This is a genomic window from Streptomyces sp. NPDC058274 (assembly GCF_042881375.1).
GTDB lineage: Bacteria > Actinomycetota > Actinomycetes > Streptomycetales > Streptomycetaceae > Streptomyces.
The window spans coordinates 179,528-204,118 of record NZ_JBHVXW010000001.1; the positions used below are offsets into that span (position 1 = coordinate 179,528).

Consider the following 24,591-nt stretch of genomic DNA (forward strand, 5'->3'; position numbering starts at 1 on the left):
TCAGTCCTGGAACGCCTTGGCCGCCGCGTTCTCCAGCGCGGCCGCGGTGCCCTTCGGGTCCGAGGGGTCGCGCAGGAAGTCCTGGAGGAGCTTCCACTCGCCCGCTCCCTTGGTCCCGCCGAAGGCGGCCGGGGCCTGGTCGGACATGTCGAAGCGGACCGAATCCCCGGCGGCTGTCAGGGACTTGGCGGTCTCACGGGCTATGTCGTCGCTGTAGGAGGCGAGGTCGACCTTCTTGTTCGGGGACAGGAAGCCGCCGGCCTCGGCCCACACGGCGGAGGCCTCCGGGGTGGCGAGGTACTCCAGGAACCGCATGGCGGCCTTCTGGTCCTTGCCGTCCTTGAGGACCACGGCCGCGTCACCGCCGCTGACCACGGGTGCGGTGCCGCCGCCGACCGCCGGGAAGGGGAAGAAGTCCGCGTCCTGACCTATCTTCCTGCCGAACTGGTCCTTGGCGACACCGGCCACGAAGTCGCCCTCGTAGACCATGCCCGCCTCGGGCTTCGGTCCGAACACCTTCTCGACGGAGCCCGGGAAGTCGGTGTTCAGGGCGCCCTTCTGGCCGCCCGCCAGCAGCTGCTTGTCCTCGAAGAGCTTGCCGAGGGTGGTGAGGGCCCGCACGACGGTCGGGTCGGTCCACTTGAGCTTGTGCGCGGCCAGCGCGTCGTACTTCTCGGGTCCCGCCTGGGAGAGGTAGACGTTCTCGAACCAGTCGGTGAGGGTCCAGCCGTCCTGGCCGGCCACGGAGAAGGCGGCGAGACCGGAGTCGGAGACGGTGTGCCCGGCCTTCAGCATCGCGTCGTAGGTGGTGGGCGGCTTGACGCCGGCCTGCTCCAGGGCGGCGGGGCTGTACCAGACGGTCGACTTGTGGGCGGCCTTGAAGTAGAGGCCGTAGAAGGTGTCGTCGACGCTGCCGTACTTCTTCCAGACACTGGCGTAGTTGGTGTCGACGGACTTCTCGGTGGTCTTGGAGAGGGGCTTGAGCCAGCCCTTCTTCGCGAACTGCTGGAGGACGCCGACCTGCGGGACCATCACCACGTCGGGGGCGTTGCCCCCCTCGATCTTGCTGCCGACGACGGTGGAGACGTTGTCGCCGGTGGAGACGAACCGGGTCTTGGCGCCGATCTTCTCGGTGAAGGCGTCCAGCACCTTCTGGAAGTTCTTCTGCTCGCTGCCGGACCACACACCGGCCACGGTGATCGTCCGGCCGCTGAGCTCCTTGCCACCGCCTCCGGCGGCGACCGGGCCGCCGCCGCAGGCGGTCGCGCCGAGGGCCAGGGCGAGGGCGGTGCAGCTCGCGAGCAGGGTCGTACGTCGTCGCATCATCGTTGATGTCCCTTCAAGGGGCGGGTACTTGACGTCGGATCAGGCGGGGGTGTCTCAGGGGTTGGTGCAGTCGCTGATCCACCAGGCGGCCGTCGAGCCGGGCAGGACGCCGGCCGGACAGGGACCGCTGGACAGCAGGGGGGTGCCGGAGACCGGCGCGGGAGTCGGCGCCGTACCGAAGTTCACGGCGCAGACCAGGCCGTCACCGCGGACGAAGGCGAGGATGCCGGGCGGAGCGTCCAGCCAGCGCAGTGCGCCCTCGCCCAACTGGGGCAGCCCGGCGCGCAGTTGGAGTCCGTCGCGGTACAGGTGCCAGAACGAGCGGGTGTCGGCGAGCGCCCGGTCGGTGGCGTACTCGGCGAAGTAGGCGGGCTGCGGCAGCCACGGCTTGGCGCTCTCGGCACCCGAGGTGAAGCCGAACGGCGAGGCGTGCCCCGACCACGGCAGCGGCACCCGGCAGCCGTCGCGGATCCGGGCGCGGCTGCCCGTGCGCCGGAAGATCGGGTCGGTCAGCACGTCGTCGGGCAGGTCGACGACCTCGGGCAGTCCGAGCTCCTCGCCCTGGTAGATGTACGCGGCTCCGGGGAGCGCCAGCAACAGCAGGGCGGCGGCGCGGGCGCGGGCGGCGCCGAGTCCGCTGCCCTCGGTGCCGGACTCGCCGTAGCGGGTGACGGTACGGACCTGGTCGTGGTTGTTGAGCACCCAGGTGACGGTGGAGCCGGTGCCCGCGATGTCCTGCATGGCCTCGGAGATGACCTTGCGGAAGGCGTCGGCCGCCCAGGGGGCGCCGAGCAGGTCGAAGAAGAAGGCCTGGTGCAGCTCGTCGGGGCGGACATAGTCGGCGTGTTCGCGGGCCGTCGGCACCGAGACCTCGCCGACCAGCAGCCGCTCGCGGCCGTCGCGCGCCGCGTACTCCTCGCAGACGGACCGCCAGTGGCGCCAGACGTCGTGCACCTCGGGCCGGTTCCAGGCGAGCGGGTTGACCGAGTCGCGGGTCCGGGCGTCGGCCTCGGGGTCCGGGGAGTCCGGCAGGCCGGGGTGCTTGAAGAGGCCCGCGGCCACGTCGATGCGGAAGCCGTCGACGCCACGGTCGAGCCAGAACCGCAGCACGTGGTCGAAGTGGGCACCGACCTCGGGGTTGCGCCAGTTCAGGTCGGGCTGGTCGGAGGTGAACATGTGCAGGTACCACTGGCCGGGCCGGCCGTCCGCCTCGGTGACGCGCGTCCAGGCGGGTCCGCCGAACATGGCGTGCCAGTTGTTCGGCGGCTCGGCGCCGTCCGGGCCGCGTCCGTCGGCGAAGTGGAAGCGGGCGCGGGCCGGGCTGCCGGGCGCCGCGGCCAGTGCCTCGCGGAACCACGGGTGCTCGCTGGAGCAGTGGTTGGGGACGATGTCCAGGAGCACCTTGACGCCGAGGCGGCGGGCGTCCGTCATCAGCAGGTCGAACTCGGCGAGGTCGCCGAAGAGCGGGTCGACGTCGCAGTAGTCGGCGACGTCGTAGCCGTGGTCGTGCTGCGGCGAGGGATAGAAGGGGCTCAGCCAGATGCCGTCGACCCCGAGCTTCTTGAGGTACGGCATGCCCGCCCGGACCCCGGCGAGATCACCGATGCCGTCCCCGGTGCTGTCCAGGAAGCTGCGGACGTACACCTGGTAGATCACTGCGTCGCGCCACCAGCGGTGCGTGTTGAGGCTCACCCGTTGACCTGTCTGTGCGTGCCTTCGGTTATGCATGCATGTTAAGTAGGCATGTCGGATAGGTGTCAACGAGTAGGCAGCGCCAGTTGAGAAGTTGGGTAGGCAAATACCGACTTATCGGTCGCGAAATCGCGAGATGGGATGCTCCCGTTACCTAACAGGTAACTATGGATCTAGCGGTTGGAGACGGCCGCCAGCTCGCGGGCCAGCCGGCGCACCGCGGCCGCGGGCGTCTCGTGCCCGGTCATGGCGTCGCGCACCACGGCCTGCACGACCAGGCTGACCTGGTCGTAGTGCGGGCTCTTGGGACGCGGGGCCGCCGCGAGGACGCTCTCGCGCAGGGTGGGCAGATAGGGGAACCGCCGGATCAGCTCCGGGTCCTCGTAGAGCGAGGCCCGCACGGGCGGCAGCGCGCCCTTGGTGAGGACCTGGCGCTGGGCCCGTTCGCCGGTCAGATACGCCAGCAGACGCGCGGCCGAATCGGGGTGGCGCGCATGGGAGTTGACCGCGAGGTTGGAGCCCCCGAGCACGCTCGCGCCCGGTCCGTCGGGACCGGGCAGCGGTACGGCTCCGACCTTGCCGGCGACCGCGGACCCCTTGCCGGAGGCGCTGACGTAGGCGTAGGGCCAGTTGCGCAGGAAGAGGAGGTGGCCGTCCTGGAAGGCCTGCTTGGACTCCTCCTCCTTGTACGACAGCGCCTTCTTGGGGATCCATCCCTCGCGCACGCCCCGGGCGAGGAAGCCGATGCCCTCGCGGGCCGCCCCGGAGTTGACGGTGACGCGTTCGCCCTCGTCACCGAGGATCGTGCCGCCCGCCGAGTAGACCGCCTCCGCCGCGTTCACGGTGAGCCCCTCGTAGGGCAGGAACTGGCCGGCGTACCCGTCGAGCCCGTACTTCGGGGCGAGGGTCTTCGCCAGCCGCTCCAGTTCGGCCCAGGTGCGCGGCGGCGGTACGCCCTCCTTGGCGAGGACGTCCTTGCGGTACAGGAGGAGGCCGGCGTTGGTGACGTAGGGAACCGCGTAGAGCTGTCCGTCGTACGTCGCCGTGTCCACGACCGGCGGCAGGAAGCTGTCGAGCGGGAAGCGGGTGCGGGGCAGCGGGGATATCCAGCCCGCCGCGGCGAACTCCGAGGTCCAGGCGACGTCGATGTTGAGCACGTCGAAACGGCCGCGATCGCCGTCGCGCAGATCGGTGGTCATCTGCGCGTGCGTCTCGTCGGCGGAGTCCGGCAGCTCCACGAGCGTGACCTTCTCGCCGGGATGCGTGCGGTTCCAGCCGTCCAGCAGCGGACCCAGATAGCCGGTGAGGTCACCCGCGGTCGCCAGGGTGAGCGGGCCGCGGCCGGTGCCGTGGGCTCCGCCGGCGGGTGCGCCCGAGGCGACGTAACCGGTCAGGACCACCGCGAGGACGAGGAGACCCCTACCGGCGGCATGGATCCACCGCATAGGTTCCTCCCTGTACACCGGCGCCGGGCACCCTTGCCCGCCGTCAGACGCCATGTATACCCGTTAGGTATGGGCGATACTAGGGCCTGCGACACATTGGCATCCGGGCATACCGGGTGACAACACCCGGCACCTGTCGGGGCGGACACAAGGATGCGAGGAGGAGAGCGCGGGTGCGGCTGCCCCTCCTGGCCCTGCTGGCGCGTGGCCCGGCCCACGGGTACGAGCTCAAGCAGGACCTTGAGCAACTGCTGGGCTCCGCGTACCCTCAGCCGAACGTCGGCCAGATCTACGTCACGCTCGGCCGCCTCGAGAAGTCGGGACTGATCGAGGGCGAGGAAGTCGAGCAGTCGAGCCGGCCCAACAAGAAGATCTACCACCTCACCGATGCCGGGCGCGAGGCGCTGCACGCCTGGTACGAGGAGACGGCGGACGAGCCGCGGGTACGGGACGAGTTCTTCATGAAGCTCGCGCTCGCCCCGACGACCGGCCTCGCCGACCGGGTCGCCCTCATCAACAGACAGCGGCGCCAGTATCTGAACACCATGCGCAATCTGTCGAAACTCGCCACGGCCGAGAACCGGGACAACCGCATCTCCCACTTGCTGATCGAGGGCGCCATGCTGCATCTGCAGGCCGACCTCGACTGGCTGGAGCGCTGCCAGGAGGAACTGGAGGAGCTGGAATGAGCCACACCGCTCCTTTGCTGCGTGCCGAGGGCCTGGTCAAGACCCATCACGGCGAGGGCGCCCCGGCGCATGCCGTGCGCGGGGTGGATCTCGCCGTACGGCAGGGCGAGTTCGTGGCCGTGACGGGGCCGTCCGGCGCCGGGAAGTCGACGCTGCTGCATCTGCTCGGCGGTCTTGAGCGGCCGGACAGCGGCAGCATCTGGCTGGACGGCGAGTGCACGGACGCGTACAGCGAGGCGCGCTGGGCGGTGGAACGCAGGCGCCGGATCGGCATCGTCTTCCAGTTCTTCAACCTGGTGTCCAACCTGTCCGTCGCCGACAACGTCGAGCTGCCCGCCCTGCTCGCCGGCCTCTCCCCCAAGCAGGCCCGCGCCGAGCGCGAGCGGCTGCTGTCCGAGCTGGGCCTGCAGGGCAAGGAACGCAGCATGCCGGGTGAGCTGTCCGGCGGTGAGCAGCAGCGCGTCGCCCTGGCCCGGGCGCTGGTCAACCAGCCGCCCCTGCTGCTGGCCGACGAACCCGCGGGCAGCCTGGACAGCAAGGGCACGCGCGAGGTGATGCGCCTGCTGTCCCGCTTCCACCAGGGCGGCCAGACCATCGTGCTGGTCACCCATGACGCGCGGCTCGCGAGCGCCGCGGACCGGGTGATCAGCTTCTTCGACGGCCGCATCGCCGACGACGCCACCCTCGACGGCACCCCGTCGCGCGGCGCCGGCCTCTCCGGCGTACTGGAACTGAGGGACTGATCGGCGTGCACGACCAGCTGGGGAACGGTGCGCGGCTGTCCCGCGCCACCACTCACGAGCGGGCGCGCCACCTCGGCCTCCGCGAACCGGTTTGCGACCGTCCCGCCCGACCCGAACGCGGGCGCTGCCTCCGCTTCCGCGAGCCCGTCTGCAACCGTCCCGCCCAGCCCGGCCGTGCGCACCGCCTCCGCTCCCGCCGGCCGAGGGGCTGACGCGGCGTGCGGGCCACTCTGCGCTGGGCGCATGCCGATCTGCGCACGCATCGGGGCGAGGCGCTGTTCATCGTGCTGGCGACGGCGGGCATCGTCGCCTCCCTGCTGCTGGCCGCGGCGCTCTTCGGTTACGCGACGAACCCCTGGCAGCGCGTCTTCACGCAGTCGCACGGCGCCCACGTCTGGATCCACACCGGCCCCACCGCCGACGCGGGGCGCCTCGCGAAGCTGGACGGCGTCGAGTCCGTCGCGGGCCCGTACCGTACGGCGTCCGCCACCGTCGAGTCGCGTGGCACCCGTGCCTCCGTCGAACTGCGCGGCGCCGTCGACCGGCCCGCCACCGGCCGCCCCCTGCTCGCCTCCGGCCGCTGGCTCGACCCGGCCCGCCCCGACGGCGTGGTGCTGGAGGACAGCCTCGCCCACGCGCTGTGGGCCGAACCCGGGGATATCCTCACCGTGCCCGGCAGCCACCGGACGCTGACCGTCCTGGGCGTCGCCGACAGCGCCGAACCCCGCTACAGCTCCGGCGAGCACCCCGGCCTCGTCTGGGCGCTCCCGTCGGCGGTGCAACGCGCCGGCCGGCACGCGGGCCAGGTCGTCGGCCTGCGTCTGACCGATGCCGGTGACACGGACTACGCGGTCCAGCGCGCCGTCACGACGCTCGGAGCCGGCGCGGTCACCCAGGTCTCGAACTGGCAGCAGGCCCGCGCCGAGGCCCAGGGCGACAACCGGCTGCTGGGGCAGGTGCTCGGACTGTTCGGCCTCGGCGCGCTGGTCGCCGCCGCACTCGCGGTGTACGGCGCCATCGGCACCCGTATCCGCGGCCATCTGCGCGACATCTCCGTACTGAAGGCGATCGGGTTCACCCCGGGCCAGGTGGTGCGCGTCTTCCTGCTCCAGCACGTGGCGTACGCGTCACTGGGCGCCCTGGCCGCCGGCACGCTCGCACAGGCGCTGGGCAGCCGGGTCCCGGGCCGCCTCGGGGACGCGGTGGGCGTGTGGCAGGGGCTGCCCAGTCACACCGCTGCGCTGGTCGCGGTGCCGGCCGGCGCGGTGCTGTTCATCGGCGCGACGACCGGGATCGCGGCCTGGCGGGCCGGCCGCGTCCCCCCGGTGCCGGTGCTGCGAGCCGCGGCCCCGCCGGGCGGACGCCTGTCGGGCGTGGCACGCCGGGCCCTCGGACTGCGGCTGCCTCCGGCTCTCGTACTCGGCTGGCACAAGGCGTTCCCACGCCGGCCGCGTTCCCTCGCCACGGTCGGCAGGCTCACCCTGCCGCTGCTGCTGATCGTGGTCGCGCTGAGCGCGTGGACCACCATCGACCGCTTCCAGACCAGGCCCGAGCAGATGGGTCTCGCGGCCGCGCTCACGGCGCACGCGGACCCGAGTCTGAACGAGAGCGCGGCACAGGCGCTGCTCGCCCGGAACCCGGGGGTCTCCGCCGTGCACCCGGGCGCCGAGGTGGCCGCTCTGGTCCCGGGGCAGACGGCCACGATCGCGCTGCGCGGACTGGGCACCCGCGAGGACCCGTACCCGTTCACCCTCGCCGAGGGCCGTCCGGCCCGCGGGCCCGACGAGGCGGTGGCCGGTCAGGGACTGCTCGATCTGCTGGACGTGCGCGTCGGGGACTGGGTGCGGATGACCGTGGGCGCGCAGCCGCAGATCCTGCACATCGTCGGCCGCAGCATCGAACCGGAGAACGGCGGCCGGGTCATCTCGACCTCGCTCGACACCCTGCGGGAGAACGACCCGGCGCTCCGCCCCACCCTCTACCAGCTCCAGCTGCGGGCAGGCACCGATCCGGACCGGGTCGGCGCCCAGCTGACCGCGGCCGGCCACGGCCACCTGGACGTGCACACCGTGACGAACCCCGCCGAGGGTCTCTCACCGCTGCGCGGAGTCGTCGTGGGACTGATCGCCGTCCTGGCCCTCATCGGTCTCATCGAACTGCTCACCGTGATCGGCGGCACCGTGCGCGAGGGCGAGCGGGACCTGCTGGCGCTCAAGGCCATCGGGCTCTCCCCACGGCAGATCACGGCCGTCACGGTCACGGCCACCGCCTGCACGACCCTGGCCGCCGTCCTCGCCGGCACGGCACTGGGGCTGCCCCTCGCGCACTGGCTGATCGACGCCCAGGGCGATTCGAGCGGCATCGGCGCCGGCATCGCCCGGGGGCCGTCCCTCCCCCTACTGCTGCTGTTCGGTACGGCGGCGGTGGTGGGCGCCGCCGCACTCGCCGCGCTCCCCGCCGCCCGCTCGGCGCGCCGCCGTCCCGCGGACACATTGACCGCGGTGGCCTGACCTCCGGGCTCCGTGTCAGCAGCAGACCAGGGCCCGCTCGGTCGCCGGCTGGGCCACGAGAGCCGCGGCTGAGACGTCAGGACCCGTACGGATTCCGCTGGTTGTACGGGTACGGCGCGGGCCCCGGATGCGGCGGCCCGTACGGCTGCGGCGGGCCATAGGGGTTGCCGGGTCCGTACGGCGCCGGAGGGACCCCCTGCCCATAGGGACCCGGAGCGTACGGAGGGCCCTGCGGCGGTACGAAACCGGGTGGCTGCGTGTACACGGGACCCGGCTGCGGCAGTGACGCCGGGTGCGTCCGCAGCCGTATCCCGTAGTGGCGCCGCAGCCGGTTCATCTCGAGGGCGGCGATGCCCGTGACCGTCACCGGCGCCCCCAGGATGAAGACGATCCCCATCGTGAGGCTCAGCCCGTGCAGATCACCGGTGACCAGGTCCGGGATGGCCATCAGCCAGGTGGTCACCGTGGCGAGCAGCGGCGGCAGACAGCGGTGCACGGCGGCGGAACCGAAGAAGTTCCCGGACAGCGTCACGGCCCCGTACGCCGCGAAGCCGGTCAGCCACATCGCCGTCAGGCCCAGCACCGCCAGCAGAATGCCGCCGAGCGCCATCGACAGCTTCCACAACAGCACCGTCCCGGCGACCGTGGCCACGAAGAGCAGCAGCAGCTTGAAGGAGTTGAAGAGGGGCGGCCGCAGCTGGCGGATCCGACCGGTGCGCCGCCAGACGAAGAGCATGACGACCACCGTCAGAGGCGTGATGAACAGCAGGACGACGGCGGCCGTCAGGATGTTCTCCAGGACCTCGGTGAAGTCGAACTTGCCCTGGACGAAGGTGTACACGCCGAACGCCGCGACCGCTCCGGCGATCACGCGCACCCGCTTGAGCCGCTCCACCGAGGGGTCCACCGACGGCGGAATCCACGCCGGATGGAACACCGCCTGCGCCACGGCCTTGGGCTGCAGAACCGACCCCGCCGACAGCGGACCGCTCAACCATCTCCTGCGCGAACCAGCCAACTTCCGCTCCCCCGAGCCCTGGACCCAATGATCGCCTGAAATTTTACGGGAAGCGGACAGGCTCCCGCCGCCCGCTTCCCGTACCGAGCCGTACTCCGTACCAACTGCCGCTTCCCGCACCGACCAGTACTTTTCGTACCGACGGCCGCTTCCGGCAGCCCGGTTCACTACTTCCGGCCGCGCAACTCCCGATAGGTGGCGACCAACGCCTTGGTGGACTCGTCGAGTCCCGGCACGTCGGTGCCTTCGGTGAGCGCGGGTTCGATGCGCTTGGCGAGGACCTTGCCGAGTTCGACGCCCCACTGGTCGAAGGAGTCGATGTTCCAGATCGCGCCCTGGACGAACACCTTGTGCTCGTACAGCGCGATCAGCTGGCCGAGGACCGATGGGGTCAGTTCGCGCGCGAGGATGGTCGTGGTGGGGTGGTTGCCCTTGAACGTCTTGTGCGGGACCAGGTCCTCGGGCACTCCTTCGGCACGCACCTCGTCGGGTGTCTTGCCGAAGGCGAGGGCCTGCGTCTGCGCGAAGAAGTTCGCCATCAGCAGGTCGTGCTGAGCCGTGAGTTCGTCACTCAGCCCGGCGACCGGCTCGGCGAAGCCGATGAAGTCGGCCGGGATCAACTTCGTACCCTGGTGGATGAGTTGGTAGTACGCGTGCTGGCCGTTGGTACCGGGCGTGCCCCACACCACCGGACCGGTCTCCCACTCCACCCGCTCGCCGTCCCGGTCCACCGACTTGCCGTTGGACTCCATGTCCAGCTGCTGCAAGTAGGCGGTGAACTTCGACAGGTAGTGCGAGTACGGCAGCACCGCATGCGACTGCGCATCATGGAAGTTGCCGTACCAGACACCCAGCAACCCCAGCAGCAACGGCACATTGGACTCGGCCGGGGCGCTACGGAAGTGCTCGTCGACGAGATGGAACCCGTCGAGCATCTCCCGGAACCGGTCCGGACCAATCGCGATCATCAACGACAGGCCGATCGCCGAGTCGTAGGAGTACCGCCCGCCGACCCAGTCCCAGAACTCGAACATGTTCGCCGTGTCGATACCGAAGTCCGACACCTTCTCGGCGTTCGTCGACAACGCCACGAAGTGCTTCGCGACCGCCTTGTCCTCGCCGCCGAGCCCGGCCAGCAGCCAGGTCCGCGCCGAGGTGGCGTTGGTGATGGTCTCGATCGTGGTGAACGTCTTGGACGCGATGATGAACAGCGTCTCGGCCGGATCCAGGCCGCCGAGGGCCTCGTGGAGATCGGCGCCGTCCACGTTCGACACGAAACGCAGCGTCAGCGAACGGTCCGTGAACGCCTTCAACGCCTCGTACGCCATCGCCGGCCCGAGATCCGACCCACCGATACCGATGTTGACCACGTTCTTGATGCGCTTGCCCGTGTGACCGGTCCACTCACCCGAACGGACCCGCTGTGCGAAACCGGCCATCTTGTCCAGCACCGCGTGCACCGCCGGCACCACGTTCTCGCCGTCCACCTCGACCACCGCGCCACGCGGCGCCCGCAACGCCGTGTGCAGCACCGCCCGGCCCTCGGTCACATTGATCTTCTCGCCCCGGAACATCGCGTCCCGCAACCCGAACACACCGGTGGCCGCGGCGAGGTCACGCAGCAGCCGCAGCGTCTCGTCGGTGACCAGGTGCTTGGAGTAGTCGACGTGCAGATCGCCGACCTGGAGGCTGTACCCGCCGCCCCGGCCCGGATCGGCCGCGAACAGGTCCCGCAGATGCGTCTCCCCGAGCTCTTCGCGGTGCTTGGCGAGAGCGGTCCATTCGGGTGTCTGGTTGAGCCTGGTACGGCTGTCTGCGTTCATCTCGGACTTCCGCCTTCTTTCCTGCGTGTGCTGCCGCGTACCTTGCCCCGCTGCCGGTCCCAACCTAATTGATCAGGGCTTGACGTGAGCTGTCGTAGCACCGTCGTCCGGCTCAACAACAGATACGTCCGGCTTGAGCGCAGGTATCAGCGCGATGACGGAGAGGACGAAGAACGCGGCCGCCAGCAGCGCCGGAGTGTTCAGACCCCAGGTGGTGGCCACGGCGCCGCCGAGCAGCGCGCCGAGCGGAGCCCCCGCGACCGCCAGGGTCCGGAACGCCGAGCTGACGCGGCCGAGCATGCCGGCGGGGCTGCGCTGCTGCATCAGGGTCGTCGTGTTGACGTTCCACACCATTCCCATGAGCCCGAAGACGGCGAGGCTGCCGATCACCGCGGTCAGGCTGCGGATCGAGCAGCCCGAAGACGATCCAGGGGAGATAGCCGCAGGCGGTGACGGACGCGATGAGCATCGGCTCGTCCGTCAGGGTCGCGGCCAGCAGCGGCAACGCGGCCGTCCGCAGGGAGTCCCCGAAACTGGAGAGGACGGCCGCGCTCCACAACCGCCCGAATCCCCCGCGCCACGCAGGCACCCGCATGTCCCGCACGTCGACCATCGCCACGTCACCCCCCGGTTCCACTGCTGCGAGAACCGTAGAGGGCACCACTGACAATCGGCCTCGGCACATCGGCCGAGCCGTGCGAAACACGTCCGGCCAGACACCCTTGGGTGCCCGGCCGGCTGTCAACTCCTAGATCTCGCCCCGCAGTTTGGCGAGCGCCTCGGCGAGGATCGCCTCGCCGTCCGCATCGCTGCGCCGCTCCCGTACATACGCGAGGTGCGTCTTGTACGGCTCGGTGCGCGGCGGGTCCGGCGGGTTGTCCCGGTCCTGTCCGGCCGGAAAGCCACAGCGCGGGCAGTCCCAGGTGTCGGGAACCTGCGCGTCGCTGGCGAAGCTGGGCTGCGTCTCGTGCCCGTTGGAGCACCAGAAGGAGATGCGCAGCCGCGGCGCGGACTCGCCGCGCTCGGCCTCGCCCATCGGCCCCGCCCCGACCCGGCTTCCTCGGATCGCGTTGCCACTTGCCACGGTCGTAACTCCCTGCGTAATGGTGCCGCGAAACGAGTCGGCGTGACGCTTCGCTGCGAGCGCCTCAGTCTACGTAAGGCCCAACGCGCGTCCAGTGATTGGAGTTACACCCCCGCCCCTAGACGCAAGCCCCATGATAGGCCGCGCTGGGAGGCGCGTACCGGACATGGGGCCTTACGTGCGGAATGTACGTGCGTAATGTGCTCTTGTGATGCCGTACCGATGTCAGCCGGTGTTCAGTTGTTGGCCTTCATCAGGATGCCGAGCACGATGATGCACGCGAACCAGCCCACACCGAGCACCACGGTGATGCGGTCGAGGTTGCGCTCGGCGACCGAAGAGCCACCGACGGACGACTGCATACCGCCACCGAACATGTCGGAGAGGCCGCCGCCCTTCCCCTTGTGCATCAGCACGAGCAGCATCAGCAGCAGGCTGAAGACGATCAGGGCGATCGAGAACCCCAAAACCACGGCTGGACCAACTTCCTCGGAACTGGATGGACGACGGGGGCCGAAGCTCTCTCGGTGAGGTCGAAACGCTCACTCCCAGAGCCCACGGCCCCCGCAAGGGTACGACGGATCGCCGCTAGCGCCTACTCACTGGTCGCGGAAGCGGACGATCTTGACGAACTCGTCGGCGTCGAGCGACGCACCGCCGATCAGCGCGCCGTCGATGTCGGGCTTCGCCATGATCTCGGCGACGTTCCCGGACTTCACCGAGCCGCCGTACTGGATGCGGACCTGGTCGGCCAGCTCCTGCGAGTACAGCTCGGCCAGCTTGGCGCGGATCGCGGCGCAGACCTCCTGGGCGTCGTCGGCGCCGCAGACCTTGCCGGTGCCGATGGCCCAGACGGGCTCGTACGCGATCACGACGGACTCGGCCTGCTCGGCCGGGAGGTCCTTGAGACCGCCCTCGACCTGGGTGAGCGTGTGGGCGACGTGGTTGCCCGCCTCGCGGACGTCCAGCTCCTCGCCGACGCACAGGATCGGGGTCAGACCGTGCTTGTAGGCGGCCTTGACCTTGGCGTTCACGATCTCGTCGGTCTCGGCGTGGTACTGCCGGCGCTCGGAGTGGCCGATGGCCACGTACGTGCACTTCAGCTTGGCCAGCATCGAGCCGGAGATCTCACCGGTGTACGCACCGGAGTCGTGCGCCGAGAGATCCTGGGCGCCGTACTTGATCTTGAGCTTGTCGCCGTCGACCAGGGTCTGCACGGAGCGCAGGTCGGTGAAGGGCGGCAGGACGGCGACCTCGCAGGCCTCGTAGTCCTTGTCCGCGAGGGCGAAGGCGAGCTTCTGGACGTGCGCGATGGCCTCGAGGTGGTTGAGGTTCATCTTCCAGTTGCCCGCCATCAGCGGCGTGCGCCCAGCAGAAAAAGATGCAGCCATGTAGGTCAGTCCTCCAGTGCGGCGAGGCCGGGGAGCGTCTTGCCCTCGAGGTATTCGAGGGAGGCGCCGCCACCGGTCGAGATGTGGCCGAATGCCGTCTCGTCGAAGCCCAGGGTGCGGACGGCGGCGGCGGAGTCGCCACCGCCGACGACCGTGAAGGCCGGGGAATCGAGAAGGGCCTGGGCGACCGCCTTGGTGCCCTCGGCGTAGTCGGGGTGCTCGAAGACGCCCATCGGGCCGTTCCAGAAGACGGTGGCCGCGTCGGCGAGCTTCGAGGCGTACAGCTTGCGGGTCTCAGGACCGATGTCGAGACCCATCCCGTCGGCCGGGATGGCGTCCGCGGCGACGGTAGTGGGGTGGGAGGGGGCCTTCGTCTTCAGGTCGGGGAACTCGGCCGCGACCACGACGTCGACAGGCACGATCAGCTCGACGCCGTTCTTCTCGGCGCGCTGGACGTACTCGACGACGGCCGGAATCTGGTCCTCCTGGACGAGGGAGGCACCGATCTCGTACCCCTTCGCCTTGAGGAAGGTGAACGCCATCCCGCCGCCGATGAGCAGCCGGTCGGCCTTGCCGAGCAACTCGTCGATGACGGCGAGCTTGTCGGAGACCTTGGAGCCGCCGAGCGCGACCACGTAGGGCCGCTTGACGTCCTCGGTGAGCTTCTTCAGGACACCGACCTCGGTGGCGATGAGGTAGCCCGCGTAGTGCGGCAGACGCGCCGGAAGGTCGTACACGGAGGCGTGCTTGCGGTGCACCGCGCCGAAACCGTCGCCTACGTAGACGTCGGCCAGGGCGGCGAGCTGGTCGGCGAACTCGCCGCGCTCGGTGTCGTCCTTGGACGTCTCACCCGCGTTGAAGCGCAGGTTCTCGATGACCGCGACCTGGCCGGGCTGCAAGCCGTTGACCGCGTCGTGGGCGGCCGGGCCGACGGTGTCCTGCGCGAACGCGACGGGGGCGCCGAGCAGTTCGGCGAGTCGCTCGGCGGGCTGGAGGAGGGAGAACGCCGGGTCCGGGGCGCCCTTGGGGCGGCCCAGGTGCGAGGCGACGATCACCTTGGCGCCCGCGTCGGCGAGGGCCTTGACGGTGGGCAGGACGGCGCGGATGCGGCCGTCGTCGGTGATGAGGCCGTCGGCCAGTGGCACGTTCAGGTCGGCGCGGACGAAGACCCGCTTGCCGTCCACACCGTCGGTGAGAAGTTCGTCGATCGTCTTCATGAAGGGACTCCTAGGAAGGCTCTTTGATCCGAGAGGGCTGATCGATCACTACGTGCGACAGGGCCCGGACAGCGCGGCCTTGCGCTGCCCGGGCCCTGTGCTCACATCGAGATGTCCGGCTCTGGGACTTAGAGCTGGCCGCCGACGAAGACCGTGAGGTCGACGAGGCGGTTGGAGTAGCCCCACTCGTTGTCGTACCAGCCGAGGATCTTCACCGAGTTGCCGTCCTGGACCATGGTCAGGAGGGAGTCGAAGGTGCAGGAGGCCGGGTCGCCCACGATGTCCGAGGAGACGATCGGGTCCTCGGTGTACGACAGGTAGCCCTTGAGGTCGCCGTCGTCGGAGGCCTTCTTGAACGCGGCGTTGACCTCGTCCTTGGTGACCTCGCGCTGCAGCGTCACGACCAGGTCGGTCGCCGAGCCGGTCGGGACCGGGACGCGCATGGCGATGCCGTCCAGCTTGCCCTTGAGCTGCGGGAGGACCAGGGCGGTGGCCTTGGCGGCACCGGTCGTGGTCGGGATGATGTTCTCGGCGGCGGCACGCGCGCGGCGCAGGTCCGAGTGCGGGAAGTCAAGGATGCGCTGGTCGTTCGTGTACGCGTGGACCGTCGTCATCAGGCCCTTGACGATGCCGAAGTTCTCGTCGAGAACCTTGGCCATCGGCGCCACACAGTTGGTGGTACAGGAGGCGTTGGAGATGACGTGGTGGTTCGCCGCGTCGTACTTGTCCTGGTTGACGCCCATCACGATGGTGATGTCCTCGTCCTTGGCCGGAGCCGAGATGAGGACCTTCTTGGCGCCACCGGCGATGTGCTTCTCGGCGTCGGCCTTCTTGGTGAAGATGCCGGTCGACTCGATGACGATGTCGACGCCCAGGTCGCCCCACGGGATGTCGGCGGGGTTGCGCTCGGAGAGCACCTTGATGGCGTGGCCGTCGACGGTGATCGTGTCGGCGGTGTGCGTCACGTCGGCCTTGAGACGGCCCAGAATGGTGTCGTACTTCAGAAGGTGAGCAGTGGTCGCGGTGTCACCCAGGTCGTTGACAGCCACGATCTCGATGTCCGCACCCTGCTCCAGCAGCGCGCGGAAGTAGTTACGACCGATGCGGCCAAAGCCGTTGATGCCTACGCGGATCGTCACGAAACCGATCTCCTCGTTGGTACGCCGGGTTCGACACCGGCTAGCTGTATGGGATGTCCCCGACCGCCTACGACCCTACCTCCCTGACGCGACCGTGGTGACATCGAGAGGGGCCATACACGGCAGGGCGGTCCGTACCCACCAGTAGGGGGACGGACCGCCCGGGTCCGAAGACCCTGTCACTCGTCGTGACTACCCGCGGTCATATGCTGTTGACGGCGTGGAGTCAGCTGTCCAGCGCCTTCAGTGCCTTTCCGATCAGGGCCGTACGGCCGGCCGCCGTGGTGACGTGCTCCAGGCCGAAGCCCAGCAGCACGGTGTCGTCCGTGGTGACCGCTCCGTAGGTCTTGAAGAGCTCCCCCACACGCGCCCAGTCATTGAGGACGGCCGGGCTGCCCGCGGGCGGGCCGGGGACGTTCCAGGCACCGAGGGAGGTCTCGAAGCCCTCGCTCTGGGTGGCCGTGCCGCCGATGACGAGGGACGCGTCGTCGGCCAGGAGCCCGTGACCGCCTCCGCTCGGGTCGGTGACGTAGCTGAGCGACACCTCGACCGACTTGCCGGCGTAGGCACTGAGGTCGAAGGAGACCGGCTGCCAGCCGCTGGAGGCACCGGTGAAGCTGTTCCAGGAGCCGCTGGTGCCGGTGTTGGTGCACGCGCCGGAGCCCAGGGTCAGATAGCGCTTGAGAGCGGGGTGCTCCCGGAGCAGATAGCCGGCCTCGCACTCCGCCGGGACGGCGTTGCTGGTGGCGCCGCCGGCATCCGGCAGCGTGGTCCAGTCCTCGGCCCCGGTCGTGTGGGCCTCCAGCAGCGCGTGGTCGTATCCGGGCTCGGTGTCCCACAGCAGCTGGGTGCGCAGCGTGGGCTTGTCGGCCGCGCTGACACCGGTGAGGTCGATGGTCCGGGTGAGGCGCTTGTAGGCGTCGTTGGTGTGGACGGCAGCCGCCATGTACGAGCCCGCGTACGGGCCGTACGGGTTGACGGTCCCGGCGAACTGGCCGCCGCCCGCGCTCGCGAACTGCGGGTACTTCGCGACGGACAGCGAGTCCGAGGTGACGCTGTACGTGCCCGCCGCGTTCAGCGGGTTGCCGGGCGCGTCGCCGAGCGCCCCCGTGAAGCCGGCGAGCTTTCCGGAGCCGTTGAAGCCGTTGGCCCCGGGCGTCGTCGTCCGCGAGTAGGCGCCCAGGTAGTACTGGCTGAAGTCGTTCGACAGGGTGCCGCCGCCGAGGTCGACGCTGCCGCCCGCCTGTTCGCCCGCCTCGATCAGCTTGCCGCCCTCGTTGAGGTAGGCGCGCAGCTGGAGCTGGGTGGCGTTGCCGGGCCGGGGTGCGCCCGTGTAGTGGACGACCGTCGGGAAGTGGCCGAGCACGCCGAGCGCGTCGGGGGCTCCCTGTGCGGCGACGTCCCAGACGAGGGGCTTGCGGCCGTTGGCCTTCAGCGCGTCGACGTAACCCTGCGCCTGTGTCGCGGTCGCGCCCTCCTCGGCGACGACCAGTGTGTCGGCGCGCGGCCGTTCGGCCACGGTGTACGTGAAGTGCGTGCTGGAGGTGGGCTTTCCGCTCTTCGTCTCGCCGGTGAACCAGACCTCGACCTTGTCACCGGGGTCGCCGTCCTGGACCTTGGCGCGGTACTCGTCGAAGTAGAGGTTGTCGCCGCCGCCGAACGTCTCGCCCCCCTGCCAGGCCTTGAGCGCCATGTCCTCCGTACGGCCGCCGTTGACGCGGTACTTGAGCTCCTTGTCGCGCACGGACTTCCGTACGACGACGGAGACCTCCTGGTCGGCGCCGCGCGAGTACGACGTCGGGAAGGCGGCCGGAGTGAAGTCGGGTGCGTCGATGCCGACGGAGGAGACCGGCCGGTCGGCGTGGCCGGCGGTCTCGGCGACGGAGAGCGCGAACGGGATGTTCTTGCGGAACTCCTGCTCGATCAGCTTCTCGTCGTCCGGGAAGGTGAAGACCGAGGCGCAGTCGGCCGCGTTCCAGGCGTCGTTCGGGTCGATGTCCGAGGCGGTCTGGCAGGTCGACATCTCGGGGGTGAACATCGCCATGTCGTTGACGTTGCCCGCGTGGCCGTCCGCCTCGCCGTTGGTGGTGTAGAGCTCCGAGGAGACCTGCGGGCGGTAGCCCGGGATCGCCGAGTTCTCGGGGGTGCCGGCAAGCGCCTTGTAGAGGACGTCGTCCGGGCTGGGCGTTGCCACCTGCCAGCCCACTCCGTAGAGGAGCAGTTCGGCGGCGGAGTGGTAGTTGATGCCGTACGTGAAGCCGATGCGCTTCTCGAAGGCGTCGAGGGCCTTGGTCTCGGGCTCGGAGGCGGGACTCGCGCCGCGGTAGGTCTCGCTGGTGGGGCTGGGCGACGAACCCTCGTCGTCGTAGCCCCACTTGTAGGCGAAGTTGCGGTTGAGGTCGACGCCGTCGCCGGTGGTGATGGTGCCGTCGCCGTTGATGTCCCGCAGGTTCTTGCGCCACTGGCGGTCGCCGTCGGCGTCGAACGTGTAGTCGTAGCCGTCGGGGTTGGCCGAGAGGACGAACCACAGTTCGGTCGAGTCGACGATCTTCTTGACGCGCTTGTCCGTGGCGTAGTTGTCCAGGTAGTAGTGCATCAGACGCCGCGTCATCTCCGGCGTGATCCACTCGCGCGCGTGCTGGTTGGACACGTACAGCACCGACGGCTTGGCGCCGTCCTTGGTCTTCTTGGCGCCCTTGGTCAGTTTGAGCGCCAGGATGTCCTGGCCGCCCACGGTCTTGCCGATGGAGACGACCTTGGTGAGGTCGGGGTGGGCCTGCCCGGTCTTGACGATCTCCTCCTGGAGATTGCCCTTTCCGCTGTACGGGCGGAACACGCCCTCGGCCGCGTCCGCCACCCGGGCCTCGGCCTTGGTCGAAAGGGTGTGCTCCTTGAGCTCGACGCCCTGCTTCTCCAGCTTGTCGGCCTGTTTGTCGGTGAGGTAGACCTCGACCGTGGCCTTGCCCTTCTCCGGCGCCTGTTCGCCGAGTTCGTGGCCGTCCTGTCCGGCCGCGAGGAGCAGGGGTACCTGCTGCTTCGTGACCTCGGCGCGGAACACCTTCACGGCATTCGCGTCCGGCTCGGGTGAACCGCCGCCCTGCGCGTGGGCGACGGGTGCCATACCCGCACCGCCCAGCAGGAGCGCGCCCGCAGCGAGGATCGCTCTCGCTCTTCGTCTCATGAGCCCCCCTTGCACTGGTCCGCCACACTGGCGAACAGGTGCCAGGCTCATGACACTCCAGCGTGAAGTCAAGGGCGCATCAAGGGCGGACAAACCCCGGTGCCGGCTTCCCAAGTGGGAGCCGGCACCGGCGGGTTGAGCTCAGCGGGGCGTGGGCCCGCGGCGGGCTCGGCCAGTCAGCCGACGAGGTTGTCCGCCATCTCCTCGGTGAGGTTGGACTCCGTACCCGGAATGCCCAGGTCCTGGGCCCGCTTGTCGGCCATCGCGAGCAGCCGGCGGATCCGGCCGGCGACGGCGTCCTTGGTCAGCGGCGGGTCGGCGAGCGCTCCCAGCTCCTCCAGCGAGGCCTGCTTGTGCTCCATGCGCAGCCGGCCGGCGGCCGCAAGGTGCTCCGGCACCTCGTCGGCGAGGATCTCCAAGGCGCGCTGGACGCGGGCCCCGGCGGCGACGGCGGCGCGTGCCGAGCGGCGCAGATTGGCGTCGTCGAAGTTGGCGAGCCGGTTCGCGGTGGCGCGGACCTCGCGGCGCATCCGCCGCTCCTCCCAGGCCAGCACCGACTCATGGGCGCCGAGCCGGGTGAGCAGGGCCCCGATCGCGTCGCCGTCCCGGACGACGACGCGATCGACGCCGCGCACCTCGCGGGCCTTCGCGGCGATCGACAGCCGGCGGGCCGCGCCGACCAGCGCGAGCGCGGCCTCCGGGCCCGGGCAGGTCACCTCCAGGGAGGAGGAGCGGCCCGGCTCGGTCAGCGAGCCGTGCGCCAGGAAGGCGCCGCGCCAGGCCGCCTCCGCGTCGCAGGTGGCCCCCGAGACCACCTGCGGGGGCAGCCCGCGGATCGGCCGGCCGCGGCCGTCGACCAGCCCGGTCTGGCGGGCCAGCTGGTCGCCGCCCGCGACGACGCGTACCACATAGCGGGAGCCGCGGCGCAGTCCGCCGGGCGCCATCACGATCAGTTCGGAGCTGTGGCCGAAGATCTCCAGGATGTCCCGCTTCAGCCGGCGCGCCGCCATCGCCGTGTCCAGCTCCGCCTCGATCACGATCCGGCCGCTCACCAGGTGAAGGCCGCCCGCGAACCGCAGAATGGCGGAGACCTCCGCCTTTCTGCAGCAGGTCCGGGTGACGGGTAGCCGGGAGATTTCGTCCTTCACCGCTGCCGTCATCGCCATGGGCCGATCCTTCCATGCATCCGAAAAATACGGTCGTACGCGGCGGCCAACAGCTCCGGGTCGTGCCGCGGAGTCCCGTCGGTCCTGGCCACCGGCGCCAGCTCGACGGCGGCGCCGAACCGCTTGGCGGCATCGGTCAGCAAGGCGCTGTCGGGCACGGCGGCCTCGTCGGCCAGCACCACGTCCAGGGCGAGTTTAGGGGCGTGTCGTCCCAAAACCTCCAAATGACGCTGCGGGGAGAAGCCTTCGGTTTCTCCGGGTTGCGGGACGAGGTTCAAGGAGAGCACCCGGCGCGCCTTCGTCTCCGTGAGCGCGTCGAGCAGTTCGGGCACCAGGAGATGCGGGATCACCGAGGAGAACCAGGAGCCGGGGCCGAGCACCACCCAGTCCGCGTCGAGGACCGCGGCGACGGCCTCGGGGACGGCGGGCGGGTCGTGCGGCACGACGTGCACGGACTGCACCTCGCCGGGGGTGAGCGCCACGGTGGCCTGGCCGCGGACGGTGTCGACGTCGTCCGGCCGGTCCGGGTCGTGGCCCTTGACCAGGGCCTGGAGCTCCAGGGGTACGGCGGACATGGGCAGCACCCGGCCGTGCGCGCCCAGCAGCCTGCCCACCAGGTCCAGGGCCTGGACGTGGTCGCCGAGCTGCTCCCAGAGGGCGACGATCAGCAGATTGCCGACCGCGTGTTCGTGCAGAGCGCCCTGGGACTGGAAGCGGTGCTGGATGACCCGGGCCCAGGTCTGCCCCCAGTCGTCGTCGCCGCACAGGGCGGCCAGCGCCTTGCGCAGGTCGCCGGGCGGGAGCACGCCCAGCTCGTCGCGGAGCCGGCCGCTGGAGCCGCCGTCGTCGGCCACGGTGACGACGGCGGTGAGGTCGCCGGTGATCCGGCGCAGGGCGGCGAGCGAAGCGGACAGGCCCATGCCGCCGCCGAGGGCGACGACCTTGGGCTGGGTGCCGCGGCGGCGCGGCTTGCCGCCACGGGCTTCGGCGGGCCTGCCGCGCCCTTCCGCGGTCGCTCCGCGCAGCCTGCCCAGCCGTAGTGCACGTCCGGTCATTCGCGGCCCATGTCCCGGTGGACGACGACCGTCTCCACTCCCTCGGACACCAGGCGTGCGGCGAGCTTCTCCGACATGGCGACGGAGCGGTGCTTGCCGCCGGTGCAGCCGACCGCGATGGTCACATAACGCTTGCCCTCGCGGCGGTAGCCGGCCTGGATGAGGTGCAGCAGCTCGGCGTAGCGGTCGAGGAACTCCTTGGCGCCGGGCTGGTTGAAGACGTACGCCGCGACCTCCTCGTTGAGACCGGTGTACTGGCGCAGCTCCGGGACCCAGTGCGGGTTGGGCAGGAAGCGCATGTCCACGACCAGGTCCGCGTCGACCGGAAGGCCGTACTTGAAGCCGAAGGACATCACCGTGGCCCGCAGCTCGGGCTCCTCCTCGCCGGCGAACTGGGCGTCCATCTTGGCGCGCAGCTCGTGCACGTTCAGGCTGGAGGTGTCGATCACCAGGTCGGCGTCGCCGCGCAGCTCGCGCAGCAGCTCCCGCTCGGCGGCGATGCCGTCGACGATGCGGCCGTCACCCTGGAGGGGGTGCGGACGGCGCACGGACTCGAAGCGGCGCACCAGGGCGTCGTCGGAGGACTCCAGGAAGACGATCCGCCGGGTGACGTGCTTGGCCTCCAGGTCGGCGAGGGACTCACGGAGGTTGTCGAAGAAGCGGCGGCCGCGTACGTCGACGACGACCGCGATTCTCGCGACGTTGCCCTGGGAACGGGCGCCGAGCTCCACCATGGTGGGGATCAGCGCGGGCGGCAGGTTGTCGACCACGAACCAGCCGAGGTCCTCCAGACACTTGGCCGCTGTCGAACGGCCGGCTCCGGACATCCCGGAGATGATCACCAGCTCGGGGATGGCCGCCTCGGGCACCCCGGCTGTTTCGATACCCGTACCCACCTGTGCTCCGTCTTCCTTGCCTGCTGTCTGCTCCGCGTGATCCTCGCCTGTTTCCTTGTGTGTCTCCTGGCCTTGCGCCAGGCCTTCCGCCTGCCGCACTGCCTCTTGCTCTGCTTGCTGCTCTTCGCGCTCGGTCATCTCTCCTGCCCCCGTCGCTCGTCCGGGGCGCCCGCGGACACGGGCTCCCCCGCGGAGCCCGCCGTCGTCTCGGGCGCCGCGTCTTCGTCGTCTTCCATGATCTCTCCAGTAGCCGTGTTCACGGCGGGTGCGGCCGGGGCCGCCTGGGCAAAGGCCACGGCGATCGCCTCGGCCGTCTTGCGGCCTATGCCGGGAACCTCGCAGATCTGGTCGATGGTCGCGGATCGCAGCTTCTTCACCGAACCGAAGTGCTTGATCAGCACCTGCTTGCGGGTCTCGCCGAGGCCCGGCACGTCGTCCAGCGGGCTCGCCCTGAAGCGCTTGGCCCGCTTGGCCCGCTGATAGGTGATCGCGAAGCGGTGGGCCTCGTCACGGACCCGCTGGAGCAGATAGAGGCCTTCGCTGGTGCGCGGCAGGACCACGGGGTCGTCCTCGTCGGGCACCCAGACCTCCTCCAGGCGCTTGGCGAGGCCGCACACGGCGATGTCGTCGATGCCCAGCTCGTCGAGGGCTCTCTTGGCGGCCGCGACCTGCGGCCGGCCACCGTCGACGACGACCAGCTGCGGCGGATAGGCGAAGCGCTTGGGTCGGCCGTCCTCCTCGGTGAGCCCGGTCTCGCCGTCGGCCCACTCCCCCGTCCGCTCCTTCTCCGCGAGGTAGCGCTTGAAGCGGCGGGTGATCACCTCGTGCATGGACCGGACGTCGTCCTGGCCCTCGAAGCCCTTGATCTGGAAGCGGCGGTACTCGCCCTTGCGCTGGAGCCCGTCCTCGAAGACGACCATCGACGCCACCACGTCGTCGCCCTGGAGATGCGAGATGTCGTAGCACTCGATCCGCAGCGGGGCGCTGGGCAGGTCGAGGGCCTCCTCGATCTCCTCCAGGGCGCGCGAGCGGGTGGTCAGGTCGGAGGCGCGCTTGGTCTTGTGCAGCACGAGCGCCTGTTGCGCGTTGCGCTGCACGGTCTCCATGAGCGCCTTCTTGTCGCCGCGCTGCGGGATGCGCAGCGACACGTTCGACCCGCGACGCGCGGCCAGCCACTCCTGTACGGGCTCCACCGGCTCGGGCAGCGCCGGGACGAGGACTTCCTTGGGCACCGAGTCGCCGGTCTCCTCGCCGTAGAGCTGCTGGAGGGCGTGCTCGACGAGATCGGCGGTGGTGACGGCCTCCACCTTGTCGGTGACCCAGCCGCGCTGACCGCGGACGCGTCCGCCGCGGACGTGGAAGATCTGCACGGCGGCTTCCAGCTCGTCCTCGGCGACGGCCATCAGGTCGGCGTCGGTCGCGTCGGCGAGCACGACCGCGTTCTTCTCCATGGCCTTCTTCAGGGCCTCGATGTCGTCGCGCAGCCGGGCCGCCCGCTCGTACTCCATCTCCTCGGCCGCGTCGGTCATCTGCTTCTCGAGGCGGCGGATGTACGTCCCCGTACGGCCGGCCATGAAGTCGCAGAACTCCTCGGCCAGTTCATAGTGCTCCTCGGCGGAGATCCGGCCCACGCAGGGCGCCGAGCACTTGCCGATGTAGCCGAGCAGACAGGGGCGGCCGGTGCGCGCGGCGTTCTTGAAGACGCCCGCGGAGCACGTGCGCACGGGGAAGACGCGCAGCAGGAGGTCGACCGTGTCGCGGATGGCCCACGCGTGTCCGTACGGCCCGAAGTAGCGCACGCCTTTGCGCTTCTGGCCGCGCATCACCTGCACGCGGGGGAATTCCTCGTTCATCGTGACCGCGAGATAGGGGTAGCTCTTGTCGTCGCGGTACTTGACGTTGAACCGGGGGTCGAACTCCTTGATCCAGGAGTACTCCAGCTGCAGCGCCTCGACCTCCGTGGACACCACGGTCCACTCCACGGACGCGGCCGTGGTCACCATCGTGCGGGTGCGCGGGTGGAGACCGGCCAGGTCCTGGAAGTAACTGGCCAGGCGCTGGCGCAGGCTTTTCGCCTTTCCGACGTAGATCACCCGGCGGTGCTCGTCGCGGAATTTGTAGACCCCGGGTGAGTCCGGGATCTCTCCCGGCCTGGGGCGGTAGCTGGAGGGATCGGCCATGTCTCACACCCTACTGGCGAGGGGTGACACCGCGGC

Annotated in this window: 18 protein-coding genes and 1 pseudogene; 3 read left to right on the forward strand and 16 right to left on the reverse strand. The window is 70.1% G+C overall.

Annotated elements, in window-relative coordinates:
* From ACFVYF_RS00855 to ACFVYF_RS00865, 3 genes are all read right to left on the reverse strand, one after another.
* Positions 1-1,326 (reverse strand): ABC transporter substrate-binding protein, encoded by a 1,326-nt coding sequence (locus ACFVYF_RS00855; protein WP_389448731.1) that lies wholly within the window; start codon positions 1,324-1,326, stop codon positions 1-3.
* Between the two features lie 54 nt (positions 1,327-1,380).
* Positions 1,381-3,054: a glycoside hydrolase family 13 protein gene (locus tag ACFVYF_RS00860; protein WP_389448734.1), complete on the reverse strand. Its 1,674-nt coding sequence runs from the start codon at positions 3,052-3,054 to the stop codon at positions 1,381-1,383.
* Between the two features lie 137 nt (positions 3,055-3,191).
* Complete coding sequence (locus tag ACFVYF_RS00865; RefSeq protein ID WP_389448737.1) at positions 3,192-4,463, reverse strand: ABC transporter substrate-binding protein; 1,272 nt, start codon at positions 4,461-4,463, stop codon at positions 3,192-3,194.
* 173 nt (positions 4,464-4,636) lie between these two features.
* Between ACFVYF_RS00865 and ACFVYF_RS00870 the strand changes: the two genes are divergently transcribed.
* From ACFVYF_RS00870 to ACFVYF_RS00880, 3 genes are all read left to right on the forward strand, one after another.
* Positions 4,637-5,152 (forward strand): PadR family transcriptional regulator, encoded by a 516-nt coding sequence (locus ACFVYF_RS00870; protein WP_389448740.1) that lies wholly within the window; start codon positions 4,637-4,639, stop codon positions 5,150-5,152.
* The gene (locus ACFVYF_RS00875) at positions 5,149-5,895 is read left to right on the forward strand and encodes an ABC transporter ATP-binding protein (protein ID WP_389448743.1); all 747 of its coding nucleotides are present in this window, start codon (positions 5,149-5,151) and stop codon (positions 5,893-5,895) included. The genes ACFVYF_RS00870 and ACFVYF_RS00875 overlap by 4 nt, the downstream gene beginning before the upstream one ends.
* 218 nt (positions 5,896-6,113) lie before the next feature.
* Positions 6,114-8,405, forward strand: coding sequence for an FtsX-like permease family protein (locus ACFVYF_RS00880; RefSeq protein WP_389448746.1), 2,292 nt, complete (start codon positions 6,114-6,116; stop codon positions 8,403-8,405).
* 76 nt (positions 8,406-8,481) lie between these two features.
* On the opposite strand, the gene ACFVYF_RS00885 is transcribed toward ACFVYF_RS00880, so the two are convergent.
* The 13 genes and pseudogenes from ACFVYF_RS00885 to uvrC form a co-directional block, all read right to left on the reverse strand.
* Positions 8,482-9,399 carry a hypothetical protein gene (locus tag ACFVYF_RS00885; RefSeq protein ID WP_389448748.1) on the reverse strand — a complete coding sequence of 306 codons (918 nt, stop codon included), beginning with the start codon at positions 9,397-9,399 and terminating at the stop codon, positions 8,482-8,484.
* A gap of 191 nt (positions 9,400-9,590) precedes the next feature.
* The gene (gene pgi / locus ACFVYF_RS00890; RefSeq protein WP_389448751.1) at positions 9,591-11,246 is read right to left on the reverse strand and encodes a glucose-6-phosphate isomerase; all 1,656 of its coding nucleotides are present in this window, start codon (positions 11,244-11,246) and stop codon (positions 9,591-9,593) included.
* Between the two features lie 72 nt (positions 11,247-11,318).
* Positions 11,319-11,859: pseudogene (locus tag ACFVYF_RS00895) on the reverse strand (hypothetical protein).
* Positions 11,860-11,994: 135 nt separating this feature from the next.
* Positions 11,995-12,330: an RNA polymerase-binding protein RbpA gene (locus tag ACFVYF_RS00900; RefSeq protein WP_003957010.1), complete on the reverse strand. Its 336-nt coding sequence runs from the start codon at positions 12,328-12,330 to the stop codon at positions 11,995-11,997.
* 236 nt (positions 12,331-12,566) lie between these two features.
* Positions 12,567-12,803, reverse strand: a complete 237-nt coding sequence (gene secG, locus ACFVYF_RS00905; protein WP_383280551.1) for a preprotein translocase subunit SecG — start codon at positions 12,801-12,803, stop codon at positions 12,567-12,569.
* Positions 12,804-12,929: 126 nt separating this feature from the next.
* Positions 12,930-13,685 carry a triose-phosphate isomerase gene (tpiA, locus tag ACFVYF_RS00910; RefSeq protein ID WP_389450562.1) on the reverse strand — a complete coding sequence of 252 codons (756 nt, stop codon included), beginning with the start codon at positions 13,683-13,685 and terminating at the stop codon, positions 12,930-12,932.
* A 41-nt stretch (positions 13,686-13,726) separates the two neighbouring features.
* Positions 13,727-14,938, reverse strand: a complete 1,212-nt coding sequence (locus ACFVYF_RS00915) for a phosphoglycerate kinase (RefSeq protein ID WP_389448754.1) — start codon at positions 14,936-14,938, stop codon at positions 13,727-13,729.
* Between the two features lie 128 nt (positions 14,939-15,066).
* Positions 15,067-16,077, reverse strand: coding sequence for a type I glyceraldehyde-3-phosphate dehydrogenase (gap, locus tag ACFVYF_RS00920; protein WP_389448757.1), 1,011 nt, complete (start codon positions 16,075-16,077; stop codon positions 15,067-15,069).
* Positions 16,078-16,303: 226 nt separating this feature from the next.
* Complete coding sequence (locus tag ACFVYF_RS00925; protein WP_389448760.1) at positions 16,304-19,258, reverse strand: M14 family zinc carboxypeptidase; 2,955 nt, start codon at positions 19,256-19,258, stop codon at positions 16,304-16,306.
* Between the two features lie 176 nt (positions 19,259-19,434).
* Positions 19,435-20,424 (reverse strand): DNA-binding protein WhiA, encoded by a 990-nt coding sequence (gene whiA / locus ACFVYF_RS00930; RefSeq protein ID WP_345655399.1) that lies wholly within the window; start codon positions 20,422-20,424, stop codon positions 19,435-19,437.
* Entirely contained in the window at positions 20,415-21,479 is a 1,065-nt protein-coding gene (gene yvcK, locus ACFVYF_RS00935) for a uridine diphosphate-N-acetylglucosamine-binding protein YvcK (RefSeq protein WP_389448763.1), read from the reverse strand. The genes whiA and yvcK overlap by 10 nt, the downstream gene beginning before the upstream one ends.
* Complete coding sequence (rapZ, locus tag ACFVYF_RS00940) at positions 21,476-22,513, reverse strand: RNase adapter RapZ (protein ID WP_389448766.1); 1,038 nt, start codon at positions 22,511-22,513, stop codon at positions 21,476-21,478. The genes yvcK and rapZ overlap by 4 nt, the downstream gene beginning before the upstream one ends.
* Complete coding sequence (gene uvrC, locus ACFVYF_RS00945) at positions 22,510-24,555, reverse strand: excinuclease ABC subunit UvrC (RefSeq protein ID WP_389448769.1); 2,046 nt, start codon at positions 24,553-24,555, stop codon at positions 22,510-22,512. Before uvrC ends, rapZ begins: the two co-directional genes overlap by 4 nt.
* Positions 24,556-24,591 lie beyond the last annotated feature (36 nt).